12 protein-coding genes and 2 tRNA genes are annotated in these 13,290 nt (G+C 59.9%); all 14 read left to right on the forward strand.

The genetic code is table 11. The features are described 5' to 3' along the window. The coding region (gene folP, locus HU729_RS22745) for a dihydropteroate synthase (RefSeq protein WP_186711620.1) at positions 1 to 831 on the forward strand (831 nt) is incomplete at its 5' end. 17 nt (positions 832 to 848) lie between these two features. Then, positions 849 to 2,189: a phosphoglucosamine mutase gene (gene glmM / locus HU729_RS22750; protein WP_186711621.1), complete on the forward strand. Its 1,341-nt coding sequence runs from the start codon at positions 849 to 851 to the stop codon at positions 2,187 to 2,189. A gap of 66 nt (positions 2,190 to 2,255) precedes the next feature. Then, on the forward strand, positions 2,256 to 3,011 hold the full coding sequence (tpiA, locus tag HU729_RS22755; protein ID WP_186711622.1) for a triose-phosphate isomerase: 756 nt from the start codon (positions 2,256 to 2,258) through the stop codon (positions 3,009 to 3,011). Positions 3,012 to 3,015: 4 nt separating this feature from the next. Beyond that, the gene (secG, locus tag HU729_RS22760) at positions 3,016 to 3,408 is read left to right on the forward strand and encodes a preprotein translocase subunit SecG (protein ID WP_054892613.1); all 393 of its coding nucleotides are present in this window, start codon (positions 3,016 to 3,018) and stop codon (positions 3,406 to 3,408) included. Positions 3,409 to 3,429: 21 nt separating this feature from the next. Further along, positions 3,430 to 3,515, forward strand: a tRNA-Leu gene (locus tag HU729_RS22765). Between the two features lie 98 nt (positions 3,516 to 3,613). Further along, positions 3,614 to 3,690: transfer RNA gene (locus tag HU729_RS22770), tRNA-Met, on the forward strand. 130 nt (positions 3,691 to 3,820) lie between these two features. After that, the gene (gene rimP, locus HU729_RS22775) at positions 3,821 to 4,279 is read left to right on the forward strand and encodes a ribosome maturation factor RimP (RefSeq protein ID WP_186669410.1); all 459 of its coding nucleotides are present in this window, start codon (positions 3,821 to 3,823) and stop codon (positions 4,277 to 4,279) included. A 59-nt stretch (positions 4,280 to 4,338) separates the two neighbouring features. Continuing rightward, positions 4,339 to 5,820 carry a transcription termination factor NusA gene (gene nusA / locus HU729_RS22780; protein ID WP_186669412.1) on the forward strand — a complete coding sequence of 494 codons (1,482 nt, stop codon included), beginning with the start codon at positions 4,339 to 4,341 and terminating at the stop codon, positions 5,818 to 5,820. A 27-nt stretch (positions 5,821 to 5,847) separates the two neighbouring features. Continuing rightward, the gene (gene infB, locus HU729_RS22785; RefSeq protein ID WP_186669413.1) at positions 5,848 to 8,385 is read left to right on the forward strand and encodes a translation initiation factor IF-2; all 2,538 of its coding nucleotides are present in this window, start codon (positions 5,848 to 5,850) and stop codon (positions 8,383 to 8,385) included. A gap of 118 nt (positions 8,386 to 8,503) precedes the next feature. Then, entirely contained in the window at positions 8,504 to 8,902 is a 399-nt protein-coding gene (gene rbfA, locus HU729_RS22790) for a 30S ribosome-binding factor RbfA (RefSeq protein WP_054892610.1), read from the forward strand. A gap of 3 nt (positions 8,903 to 8,905) precedes the next feature. Continuing rightward, on the forward strand, positions 8,906 to 9,823 hold the full coding sequence (gene truB, locus HU729_RS22795; protein WP_065861581.1) for a tRNA pseudouridine(55) synthase TruB: 918 nt from the start codon (positions 8,906 to 8,908) through the stop codon (positions 9,821 to 9,823). A 151-nt stretch (positions 9,824 to 9,974) separates the two neighbouring features. Then, positions 9,975 to 10,244: a 30S ribosomal protein S15 gene (rpsO, locus tag HU729_RS22800; protein ID WP_029613930.1), complete on the forward strand. Its 270-nt coding sequence runs from the start codon at positions 9,975 to 9,977 to the stop codon at positions 10,242 to 10,244. 257 nt (positions 10,245 to 10,501) lie between these two features. Continuing rightward, the gene (gene pnp, locus HU729_RS22805) at positions 10,502 to 12,607 is read left to right on the forward strand and encodes a polyribonucleotide nucleotidyltransferase (protein WP_186669414.1); all 2,106 of its coding nucleotides are present in this window, start codon (positions 10,502 to 10,504) and stop codon (positions 12,605 to 12,607) included. A 263-nt stretch (positions 12,608 to 12,870) separates the two neighbouring features. Continuing rightward, positions 12,871 to 13,224 (forward strand): BON domain-containing protein, encoded by a 354-nt coding sequence (locus tag HU729_RS22810; RefSeq protein WP_186669415.1) that lies wholly within the window; start codon positions 12,871 to 12,873, stop codon positions 13,222 to 13,224. Positions 13,225 to 13,290: the final 66 nt, after the last annotated feature.

The following is a 13,290-nucleotide window of genomic DNA, read 5'->3' on the forward strand; positions in this document are numbered from 1 at the left end:
ACCCGGTTGCCTTGCGGCAACCGGGTTCTTGATTTGTCCCGTACCCATGTCATGGGTATCCTCAATGTCACCCCTGACTCATTCTCCGACGGCGGTCGCTTCAATCGCCGTGACGAGGCCCTGCGCCATGCCGAGGCCATGGTCGCGGCGGGTGCCACGCTTATCGACGTTGGTGGCGAGTCCACCCGCCCCGGTGCTCGCGCAGTGTCGCCCGTCGAGGAGCTGGAGCGGGTCGCGCCGATCGTCGAGGCGATCAGCAGTCGCCTCGATGTCATCATCTCTGTCGATACCTCTACGCCTGCGGTGATGCGCGAGACGGCTCGGCTCGGTGCCGGGCTGATCAACGATGTGCGCGCCCTGGAACGCGATGGCGCGCTGGACGCTGCAGCGGACACCGGCCTGCCGGTATGCCTGATGCACATGCGTGGTGAGCCGGGTAACATGCAGGACAATCCACGATATGACGATGTCACCGAGGAGGTGGCTAGCTATCTGGAACGGCGCATGGCTGCCTGCGCGGCAGTTGGCATCGGTGCAGAACGAATCATTCTTGATCCGGGTTTCGGGTTCGCCAAGAACCTGGCGCACAACCTGAGCCTGTTCAAGCATATGGAAGTACTCAACCGCCTTGGGCGGCCGCTGCTGGTGGGCGTCTCGCGCAAGAGCATGATCGGCCAGGCGCTGGATCGTCCGGTCGGCGAGCGGCTGTACGGCAGTCTCGCGCTCGCGGCATTGGCCATGACCATGGGAACGAGCATTCTGCGCGTGCATGATGTGGCCGAGACTGTCGACGTGGTGCGCATGATCGCTGCGGTACAGAGCGCCGAATAAGAACGTTTGGAGTTTCTATGAGCAGAAAATACTTTGGTACCGATGGTATCCGTGGCCGCGTTGGCGAATATCCGATCACTCCCGACTTCATGCTGAAACTCGGCTGGGCGGCAGGCATGGCCTTCCGCAAGCAGGGCAACTGCCGCGTTCTGGTGGGCAAGGATACCCGTATCTCCGGCTACATGTTCGAGTCTGCGTTGGAGGCCGGCCTCTCGGCCGCCGGTGCCGACGTGATGCTTCTCGGGCCCATGCCGACCCCGGCCATCGCCTACCTGACCCGCACCTTCCATGCCGAAGCGGGTATCGTCATCAGTGCTTCGCACAATCCGCATGATGACAATGGCATCAAGTTCTTCTCGGGTAACGGTACCAAGCTGCCAGACGAGGTCGAGTTGATGATCGAGGAACTGCTCGATCAACAGATGAGCGTGGTTGAGTCGAGCAAGTTGGGCAAGGTTTCTCGAATCAATGACGCCGCGGGCCGTTACATCGAGTTCTGCAAGAGCAGCGTGCCCAGCAGCACTGATTTTGCAGGCCTCAAGCTGGTCGTCGATTGCGCACATGGCGCCACCTACAAGGTCGCTCCCAGCGTGTTCCGCGAGCTGGGCGCCGATGTCACCGTGCTGCACGCCCAGCCTGACGGTTTGAACATCAACGAGGGCTGTGGTTCTACGCATATCGAGTCGCTGCAGGCGGCCGTGCTGGTGGGGCATGCCGATCTGGGTATCGCCTTCGATGGCGATGGCGATCGGGTGCTGATGGTCGATCACACTGGGGCCATCGTCGACGGTGACGAACTGCTGTTCATCATTGCCCGTGACCTGCAGGAGCGTGGCAAGCTGCAGGGTGGGGTGGTTGGCACGCTCATGAGTAACCTGGGTCTGGAGCTGGCGTTGAAGGACCTCGATATTCCGTTCGCACGCGCCAAGGTCGGTGATCGCTATGTCATGGCCGAGCTGCTTGAGCGCGAATGGCAGCTTGGTGGCGAGAACTCCGGCCATGTGGTGTGCTGCAACCACACCACCACAGGCGACGCGATCATTGCGGCGCTGCAGGTGCTGATGGCGCTCAAACGTCGTGGCGAAAATCTTGCCCAGGCCCGTCAGGCAATTCGCAAATGCCCGCAGGTACTGATCAATGTCCGGTATGCCGCCGGCAGCGCCGATCCGCTGGAAAACCCAGCCGTGCAGGAAGCCAGTGCCAAGGTGACCGAGGCAATGGCAGGTCGTGGTCGTGTGTTGCTGCGCAAGTCCGGGACCGAACCGCTGCTGCGGGTGATGGTCGAGGGTGACGACGAAAATCAGGTGCGCAGCCACGCCGAAGCCTTGGCCAAGGTCGTTGCAGAAGTTTGTGCCTGAAAGATGCTTGCCAGCGTGATTCTGGTTGGGTAAGATCTGCGCCCACTTTGACCGACGAGGTAGAGCATGCGTCGCCCCATGGTAGCTGGTAACTGGAAGATGCACGGTACCCGCGCCAGCGTCGCTGAGCTGAGCCTGAGCCTGAGTAATCTGGCTCTTCCGAGTAGTGTCGAAGTTGCGGTGTTTCCACCGTCGCTGTTCATCAATCAAGTTGTTGATGCGCTGAAGGACAAAGGAATCATCGTTGGAGCACAGAATTCTGCAGTACAGCCCGAGCAGGGTGCGCTGACGGGTGAAGTTGCACCCAGTCAGTTGGCCGACGTCGGTTGCAAGTTGGTCTTGATTGGTCACTCGGAACGCCGCCAGATCATTGGTGAGTCGGACGAAGTGCTGAATCGCAAGTTTGCAGCTGCACAGGCAAGTGGTTTGAAGCCGGTGCTTTGCGTAGGGGAAACCCTCGAGGAGCGCGAGGCTGGCAAGACGCTCGAAGTTGTAGGGCGTCAACTAAGCAGTGTTATCGATGCATTCGGTATCAGTGCTTTTGCCAATGCAGTAATTGCCTATGAGCCTGTATGGGCCATTGGTACTGGTTTGACGGCCTCGCCTCAGCAAGCTCAGGATGTGCATGCTGCCATCCGTGCTCAGCTGGCGGCGCAGGACGCCGAAGTTGCAGCGAATGTGCAACTTCTCTACGGCGGTAGCGTGAAGGCGGCCAATGCGGCCGAACTGTTCGGCATGCCGGATATTGATGGGGGGCTCATTGGTGGAGCATCCCTGAACGCAGACGAATTCGGTGCAATTTGTCGCGCCGCAGGAAACTGAACATATGCTGGAAACAGTCGTAGTTGTTTTTCATCTGTTGGCTGCGCTGGCGCTGGTAGCGCTGGTTCTGATGCAACAGGGTAAAGGTGCGGAAGCAGGTGCATCTTTCGGCGCAGGTGCTTCAAATACTGTGTTCGGAAGCCAAGGTTCTGCTACCTTCCTGAGTAAATTTACTGCTATACTTGCTGCCACTTTCTTTTTGACTGCACTTGGGTTAGGATACTTCGCCAAGCAGCAGGCACACCAGCTGACTCAAGCCGGTTTGCCAGATCCAGCGGTGCTGGAAGTCAAAGAGCAAAAGCCGGCAGTAAATGATGATGTACCGGTGCTCCAGGAACAGAAGAGTGAAGCCGCCCCAAAAGGTGATGTCCCTCCTCCTACCGAAGAGCAGAAGTAACGGGTTTCAAGATGTAATATTGCCGAGGTGGTGGAATTGGTAGACACGCAACCTTGAGGTGGTTGTGCCCATAGGGTGTAGGGGTTCGAGTCCCCTTCTCGGTACCAATTGAAGCATGAGAGCCCGCTTTAGCGGGCTTTCTTGCAGGTGGAGGTCGGATTGACCCTGCAGAGGGTTCGGTCTTATACTTTCGCCCCAGCTTTGTCGCGGGGTGGAGCAGCTTGGTAGCTCGTCGGGCTCATAACCCGAAGGTCGTTGGTTCAAATCCAGCCCCCGCAACCAGCTTCAGCGGAGCCCCTTTTCAGGGGCTTTTTGCTAGCTGAACAGTTCTTCGCGTCGTTGTTCAACGGCGCTTTCAGGGATGGGCGCTTCGCCCATTTTTTATTTGCACAGCATGCACGAGGGGGTTCAGGTGTCGAGCAAGCTAGAACAGTTGCAGGCCTTGTTGGCCCCGGTTGTCGAGGGTCTGGGCTATCAGTGCTGGGGGATCGAATACGTTTCCCAGGGTAAGCATTCGGTACTGCGCATCTACATCGACAAGGAAGACGGTATCCTGGTGGACGACTGCGAAGCGGTCAGCCGTCAGGCCAGTGCGATTCTTGATGTGGAAGATCCGATCAGCAGTGAATACACCCTCGAGGTGTCCTCTCCAGGCATGGATCGCCCGCTGTTCACTCTGGAACAGTTTGCTTCGCATGCCGGCGAACAAGTGAAGATCAAGCTGCGTACGCCCTTCGAGGGGCGTCGTAACTTCCAGGGCCTTCTCCGCGGTGTGGAGGATCAGGATGTGGTGGTCCAGGTGGACTCCAACGAATTCCTGCTGCCGATCGACTCGATCGACAAGGCCAATATTATTCCCAGTTTTGACTGAGACGTGCCGGGCCCGGCGGACATTCCGGGTCTAATGGCTTGCGCAAGGCGAGGCGTACGATGAGCAAAGAAGTACTGCTGGTTGTTGAATCGGTATCCAACGAAAAGGGTGTACCGCCCGGCGTCATTTTCGAAGCGCTGGAAGTGGCCCTGGCCACTGCAACCAAAAAACGTTTTGAGGATGAAGTCGACCTGCGTGTGGAAATCAACCGCCACACCGGTAGCTACGAGACGTTCCGCCGTTGGACCGTGGTCGATGAAAACGACCTTGACGATCCGGCGATCGAAACCTGGCTGGACAAGATCAAGGACACTCACCCCGAAGCCAAGATCGGTGATGTGATCGAAGAGAAGATCGAGTCGATCGAGTTCGGTCGTATCGCCGCCCAGACCGCCAAGCAGGTCATCGTGCAGAAGGTCCGTGAGGCCGAGCGCGCACAGGTGGTCGATGCCTATCGCGAGCGTGTTGGCGAAATCATCTCCGGCACCGTCAAGAAAGTCACCCGTGACAACGTCATCGTCGACCTGGGCAACAACGCCGAGGCGCTGTTGGCCCGCGAAGACATCATCCCGCGTGAGACTTTCCGTGTTGGCGTGCGCCTGCGTGCCCTGCTCAAGGAAATTCGCACCGAGAACCGCGGTCCGCAACTGATCCTGTCGCGTACCGCACCGCAGATGTTGATCGAGCTGTTCCGCATCGAAGTACCGGAAATCGCCGAAGGACTGATCGAGGTGATGGCAGCGTCCCGTGATCCGGGTTCGCGCGCCAAGATCGCCGTGCGCTCCAAGGACAAGCGTATCGACCCGCAAGGCGCCTGCATCGGCATGCGTGGTTCGCGCGTTCAGGCTGTCTCCGGTGAACTGGGTGGTGAGCGTGTGGATATCGTCCTGTGGGACGAGAACCCGGCGCAGTTCGTCATCAACGCCATGTCGCCGGCTGAAGTCGCGGCGATCATCGTCGATGAAGATGCCCATGCCATGGACATCGCCGTTGCCGAGGACAACCTGGCCCAGGCCATTGGCCGTGGCGGTCAGAACGTTCGCCTGGCCAGTCAGCTGACCGGCTGGACCCTGAACGTGATGACCGAGAAGGATATCCAGGCCAAGCAGCAAGCCGAAACAGGTGACATCCTGCGTAACTTCATCGAGGAACTGGAAGTCGACGAAGAGCTGGCACAGGTGCTGGTCGACGAAGGCTTCACCAGCCTCGAAGAAATTGCTTACGTACCGTTGGAAGAAATGCTCAACATCGATGGCTTCGACGAGGAAATCGTCAACGAGCTGCGTGCTCGTGCCAAGGACCGTTTGTTGACCAAAGCCATCGCTACCGAAGAAAAACTGGCAGACGCCCATCCGGCCGAAGACCTGCTCTCCCTTGAGGGCATGGACAAGGATCTGGCGGCGGAACTGGCGGTGCGCGGCGTGGTTAACCGCGAAGACCTGGCCGAGCAGTCGATCGACGACCTGCTCGACATCGACGGCATCGACGAAGAGCGTGCCGGCAAGTTGATCATGGCCGCCCGAGCCCACTGGTTCGAGTAATTAGGCGCGGCCTGAGGAGAGAAGTGCATGACGCAAGTCACGGTGAAAGAACTGGCCCAAGAGGTCGAGGCACCGGTAGAGCGCCTGCTGCAGCAGATGCGTGAGGCAGGTCTGCCGCACACCGACGCCGGTCAGGTAGTGACCGACAATGAGAAGCAGGTTCTGCTGACTCATCTGAAAAGCAGCCACAAGAGCAAGGCGGAAGAGCCACGCAAGATTACCTTGCAGCGCAAGACCACCAGCACCCTGCGTGTCGCCGGTAGCAAGAGCATCAGCGTAGAAGTACGCAAGAAGAAAGTATTCGTACAGCGTAGCCCGGAAGAGATCCAGGCCGAGCAGAAGCGTGAGGCTGAAGAGCGCCGTGCTGCGGAAAACGCTGCGCGTGAGAAGGTCGAGGCCGAGACTCGCCAGCGCAACGAAGAGCAGGCTCGCCGTCAGGCCGCCGAAGCTCCGGTTGCAGCGACTGCTCCACGTGCCGAGCCGGCTCCGGTTGCTGCCGAGCCTGTCGTGGCCGACGCCCCGGTGTCCGACGACGCCGCTGTACGTGCCGCCGAGCGCAAGAAGGACGAAAACCGTCGCAACGAAAACCGCACCCGTGACGACGACCGTCGTGGCGCCGGTGGTGAGCGTCGCGGTGAAGCCCCTCGCGTTTCGATCAAGGTCAAGGTCAAGGAGAAGGAAAAGGCTCCGACTCCGCGCGCTGCACCGCGCACCACTGACGAAGAGAGCGATGGCGCACGTCGTGGCCGTGGCGGCAAGAGCAAACTGAAGAAGCGTAACCAGCACGGCTTCCAGAGCCCGACCGGCCCCGTCATCCGTGACGTCAGCATCGGCGAGACCATCACCGTCTCCGAGCTGGCTCAGCAGATGTCGGTCAAGGCTGCCGAAGTCGTCAAGTTCATGTTCAAGCTGGGTACTCCGGTCACCATCAACCAGGTGCTCGACCAGGAGACCGCTCAACTGGTCGCCGAAGAGCTGGGCCACAAGGTCACCCTGGTCAGCGATACCGCCCTGGAAGATTCCCTGGCCGAATCGCTGAAGTTCGAAGGTGAAGTCGAGTCCCGTGCGCCGGTCGTGACCGTCATGGGCCACGTCGACCACGGCAAGACTTCGCTGCTCGACTACATCCGTCGTGCCAAGGTTGCCGCTGGCGAAGCCGGTGGTATCACCCAGCACATCGGTGCCTACCACGTGGAAACCGACCGCGGCATGGTCACCTTCCTCGACACCCCAGGCCACGCTGCGTTTACGCAAATGCGTGCCCGTGGTGCCAAGGCGACCGACATCGTCATCCTGGTGGTGGCGGCGGACGACGGCGTGATGCCACAGACCCGTGAGGCGGTTCAGCACGCGAAAGCTGCTGGTGTTCCGCTGGTGGTCGCAGTGAACAAGATCGACAAGCCGGGTGCCGACCTCGATCGCATCCGCAACGAACTGGCCGTCGAAGGCGTGACCTCCGAGGACTGGGGTGGTGACACTCCGTTCGTCAAGGTTTCGGCGAAGATGGGCACCGGTGTCGACGAACTGCTCGAAGCTGTCCTGCTGCAGGCCGAGATTCTCGAACTGACCGCTACCCCGACCGCACCTGGTCGTGGCGTTGTCGTCGAGTCGCGTCTGGACAAGGGCCGTGGTCCGGTAGCCACCATCCTGGTTCAGGACGGCACGCTGCGTCAGGGCGACATGGTTCTGGTCGGCTCCAACTATGGCCGCGTACGTGCCATGCTCGACGAGAACGGCAAGCCTGTGAAGGAAGCCGGCCCGTCGATCCCGGTCGAGATCCTCGGCCTGGATGGCACTCCGGAAGCCGGTGACGAGCTGTCCGTGGTCGCTGACGAGAAGAAGGCACGTGAAGTCGCCCTGTTCCGTCAAGGCAAGTACCGCGAGGTCAAGCTGGCCCGTGCTCACGCCGGCAAGCTGGAAAACATCTTCGAGACCATGGGTCAGGAAGAGAAGAAGACCCTCAACATCGTCCTCAAGACCGACGTGCGCGGCTCTCTGGAAGCACTCCAGGGCTCGCTCGGCGGCCTGGGCAACGACGAAGTTCAGGTACGCGTCATCGGTGGCGGCGTCGGTGGTATCACCGAGAGCGATGCCAACCTGGCGCTGGCTTCGAATGCAGTACTGTTCGGCTTCAACGTGCGTGCCGATGCCGGTGCGCGCAAGATCGTCGAGCAGGAAGGTCTGGATATGCGTTACTACAACGTGATCTACGACATCATCGAAGACGTCAAGAAAGCACTGACCGGCATGCTCGGCAGCGATGTTCGCGAGAACATCCTGGGTGTCGCCGAAGTGCGTGATGTGTTCCGTTCGCCGAAGTTCGGCGCCATCGCTGGCTGTATGGTCATCGAAGGTACCGTGTACCGCAACCGTCCGATCCGCGTACTGCGCGAGGACGTCGTGATCTTCGAAGGCGAGCTGGAATCGCTGCGTCGCTTCAAGGACGACGCCGCCGAAGTGCGTAACGGCATGGAGTGCGGTATCGGCGTGAAGAGCTACAACGACGTCAAAGTCGGCGACAAGATCGAAGTCTTCGAGAAAGTCCAGGTTGCCCGTACCCTGTAAGGGATGGGCGCGGCCCAGGCCCCGTCGCAAGGCGGCTGGCTGGGCCTCTGAAGGTAACGCCCGGTCAGGCACACCCGCCTGACCGGGCGTTTGCCGCTTTAAGATACAGGTAGCAAAAATGGCAAAAGAATATAGCCGTACCCAACGCATCGGCGATCAGATGCAGCGCGAGCTGGCCGAGCTGATCCGCCGTGAAGTCAAGGATCCACGCGTGGGCCTGGTGACCATCACCGCGGTCGACGTCAGCCGTGATCTTGGCCACGCCAAGGTCTTCATCACCGTGATGGGCCAGGACGACGCCGACGCAGTCCCCCAGACCCTCAAGGCGCTCAACAGTGCCGCCAGTTTCCTGCGCCTGCACCTCGGCCGGGCGATGCAACTGCGCAGTGTTCCACAACTGCATTTCCACTTCGATGAAAGTGTCAGCCGGGGTGTTCATCTCTCGGCACTGATCGAGCGTGCGGTGGCCGAAGATCGCCTGCACAAGGATGCTGACGAGCTGGACACCAAGGAGTAAGCGGTGGCCCAGGTCAAACGTATCCGTCGTAACGTCAGTGGTATCATCCTGCTCGACAAGCCCTTGGGGTTCACCTCCAATGCAGCCTTGCAGAAAGTCCGCTGGCTGCTCAATGCAGAAAAGGCCGGCCATACCGGCAGCCTCGACCCACTGGCCACCGGTGTGTTGCCGCTGTGCTTTGGTGAGGCGACCAAGTTTTCGCAGTACCTGCTCGATTCCGACAAGGGCTACGAAACCGTCATGCAGCTGGGGCAGACTACCAGCACAGCGGACGCCGAAGGCGAGGTGCTGCAGACTCGCGAGGTGACCGTTGGTCGCGCCGATATCGAAGCCGCGATCCCGCGTTTTCGCGGTGAAATCCGCCAGGTGCCGCCGATGTACTCGGCGCTCAAGCGTGACGGCCAGCCGCTTTACAAATTGGCGCGTGCAGGAGAGGTAGTGGAGCGCGAGGCGCGTTCTGTTACTATTAACCGCTTGGAGTTGCTCGAGTGCGAAGGCACCCGTGCGCGCCTCTCGGTCGGCTGCAGCAAAGGCACCTATATCCGCACGCTGGTCGAGGATATCGGTGAGGTGCTGGGCTGTGGTGCCTATGTCGCAGAACTGCGTCGCACCCAGGCCGGGCCTTTCGCCCTGGCACAGACCGTGACGCTCGAGGAGCTCGAGCAGGCGCATGCCGAAGGTGGCAACGAAGCACTCGATCGCTTCCTCATGCCGTCCGACAGCGGGCTGCAGGACTGGCCGCTGGTGCTGTTGTCCGAGCACAGCGCGTTCTACTGGCTGCACGGTCAGGCAGTGCGAGCACCGGACGCGCCGCAGTTCGGCATGGTCCGGGTACAGGATCACAATGGCCGCTTCATCGGTATCGGTGAAGTGAGCGAAGACGGGCGCATTGCGCCGCGTCGACTGATTCGGTCGGAATGACCGAAATCACAGGGCAGGGCTTCGGTCATGCGCTGTGGAACCGAGGATGGCTGTCAGTAGGCACGGTCAGACCTCTTTTTATTAATACAGGGATTTCAGTCCCTGGCCTATTGGACCCCGCTTGCGGGATCCGTTTATCAGGAGAAGCCAAATGGCCCTCAGCGTTGAAGAAAAAGCTCAGATCGTTGCCGATTACCAGCAAGCCGCCGGCGATACCGGTAGCCCGGAAGTGCAGGTTGCTCTGCTGACCGCCAACATCAACAAGCTGCAAGGCCACTTCAAGGCCAACGAAAAAGACCACCACTCCCGTCGTGGTCTGATCCGTATGGTCAACCAGCGTCGTAAGCTGCTGGATTACCTGAAGGGCAAAGACACCACTCGTTACAGCGCCCTGATCGGTCGCCTGGGCCTGCGTCGCTAATAGCGGCCTGGCAGTGGTGTGCATGGCGTGTCGCATGCTTGGGGAGTGCTGCTTGTCAGCGCTACCCTTGGACACGCCACGCGTATCTCCGAGGTTGGCAGCCTGATGCCGTCGAGCGAATTTTCGCAAGACGCCCAGGCTCCCAGCCTCGTGTTGTATCTGGACGGTCAACGGAGTCGACACTCCCTTCCGCCCAAGAATTCGCAAGATCCCAGTTTTCCCAGTTCCCCCAAGAGCCACTGAAAAGGTAGGAAACCGTGAACCCGGTAATCAAGACGTTCCAGTTCGGTCAATCGACCGTCACTCTCGAAACGGGCCGCATTGCCCGTCAGGCCACCGGCGCCGTGCTGGTCACCGTCGACAACGATGTCACCGTGCTGGTGACCGTGGTCGGTGCCAAGCAAGCTGATCCAGGCAAGGGCTTCTTCCCGCTGTCCGTGCACTATCAGGAAAAAACCTACGCCGCTGGCAAGATCCCTGGCGGTTTCTTCAAGCGTGAAGGCCGTCCTTCCGAGAAAGAAACCCTGACCTCGCGTCTGATCGACCGTCCGATCCGCCCGCTCTTCCCCGAAGGCTTCATGAACGAAGTGCAGGTCGTCTGCACCGTGGTTTCCACCAGCAAGAAGACCGATCCGGACATCGCTGCGATGATCGGTACCTCGGCTGCCCTGGCCATCTCCGGCATTCCGTTCGAAGGCCCGATCGGCGCCGCCCGCGTTGCCTTCCACGAAAGCACCGGCTACCTGCTGAACCCGACCTACGAGCAACTGGCTGCCTCGAGCCTGGACATGGTCGTTGCCGGTACCTCCGACGCCGTACTGATGGTCGAATCGGAAGCCCAGGAGCTGACCGAAGACCAGATGCTGGGCGCCGTGCTGTTCGCCCACGACGAATTCCAGGCTGTGATCCAGGCCGTCAAGGAACTGGCCGCCGAAGCCGGCAAGCCAACCTGGGACTGGAAACCTGCCGTCGCCAACACCGCACTGTTCGACGCTATCCGCGCCGAGTTCGGTGAAGCCGTATCCCAGGGCTACACCATCACCGTCAAGGCCGACCGCTACGCGCGCCTGGGCGAGCTGCGCGACCAGGCCGTCGCCAAGTTCTCCGGTGAAGAAGGCCAGCCATCGGCGAGCGAAGTCAAAGACATCTTCGGCGAAATCGAGTACCGCACCGTTCGCGAAAACATCGTCAACGGCAAACCGCGTATCGACGGTCGTGACACCAAGACCGTGCGTCCGCTGAACATCGAAGTCGGTGTTTTGCCTAAGACCCACGGTTCGGCGCTGTTCACCCGTGGCGAAACCCAGGCCCTGGTCGTTGCCACCCTCGGCACCGCCCGTGACGCCCAGCTGCTGGACACCCTCGAAGGCGAGAAGAAAGACCCCTTCATGCTGCACTACAACTTCCCGCCGTTCTCGGTAGGCGAGTGTGGTCGCATGGGCGGTGCTGGCCGTCGTGAAATCGGTCACGGCCGTCTGGCACGTCGCTCGGTCCAGGCCATGCTGCCTGCTCCCGACGTATTCCCGTACACCATCCGTGTCGTTTCGGAAATCACCGAATCCAACGGTTCGAGCTCCATGGCTTCGGTCTGCGGCGCTTCCCTGGCCCTGATGGACGCTGGCGTTCCAATGAAGGCGCCGGTTGCCGGTATCGCCATGGGCCTGGTCAAGGAAGGCGAGAAATTCGCGATCCTGACCGACATCCTGGGTGATGAAGACCACCTGGGCGACATGGACTTCAAGGTTGCCGGTACCGCCAAAGGCGTGACCGCGCTGCAGATGGACATCAAGATCAACGGCATCACCGAAGAGATCATGGAGATCGCCCTGGGCCAGGCCCTGGAAGCGCGCCTGAACATCCTCGGCCAGATGAACCAGATCATCGGTCAGTCGCGTACCGAACTGTCGGCCAACGCCCCGACCATGATCGCGATGAAGATCGACACCGACAAGATCCGTGACGTCATCGGTAAAGGCGGCGCCACCATCCGCGCCATCTGTGAAGAAACCAAGGCCTCGATCGACATCGAAGACGACGGCTCGATCAAGATCTTCGGCGAAACCAAGGAAGCGGCAGATGCTGCCAAGCAGCGCATCCTGGGCATCACCGCAGAAGCCGAGATCGGCAAGATCTACGTCGGCAAGGTCGAGCGTATCGTCGACTTCGGCGCCTTCGTCAACATCCTGCCTGGCAAGGACGGTCTGGTGCACATCTCCATGCTCAGCGATGCGCGTGTAGAGAAGGTCACCGACGTGCTGAAAGAAGGTCAGGAAGTCGAAGTACTGGTACTGGACGTGGACAACCGCGGCCGTATCAAACTGTCGATCAAGGACGTCGCCGCTGCCAAGGCATCGGGTGTCTAAGCCTTCTCGGCCCTGATGAAAAGGACCTCTTCGGAGGTCCTTTTTTTATGTGCGCAGAAAAACCTGTCGGACTTGCATCTTGCATGCAGGTTTTTCGCCGGGCTTGCAAATTGCACGACACCAACAAGATGAATGTTTTCGTAAGTCATTGTTTTTAAAGGAATCAAGCGAAGCGGAAAAACTGGCACAGCCCCTGCAACTACCTTCATACCTGCAGCCAGGAACCACGGCGCAGATCTTTCGAATAAACAGGAGTGACCCACATGAAGAAGTTTGCCATTGCTGCCGCTACTGCTACCGCCCTGACTCTGTCCATGGCTAACGGCGCATTCGCCGCAGAGGCTACCCAAGCTCCAGTGATGCTGGCTTCCAACCAACCGGTGGCCGATGCCAAGCAAGAAACCTCGGACACCTGGATCACCACCAAGGTCAAGGCTGATCTGCTGACTGAAAAAGGCATCCCGGGCAGCGATATAAAAGTTGAAACCAGCCACGGTGTTGTCTCCCTGTCTTCGGACACGAAGGTCACCCCATCGCAGAAAGAAGCCGCGGTGAACATCACCAAGAAGATCAAAGGCGTGAAAGACGTAACTGCTGAAGCGCTGAAAACCGAATAAGGATTGTCCCGTCGGTCAGAAGGATCTGGCCACCCAAAGAGAAAGCCCCGGCATCTGCCGGGGCTT

This window comes from Pseudomonas sp. RW10S2 (assembly GCF_014268985.1).
GTDB classification, from domain to species: Bacteria; Pseudomonadota; Gammaproteobacteria; order Pseudomonadales; family Pseudomonadaceae; genus Aquipseudomonas; species Aquipseudomonas wayambapalatensis.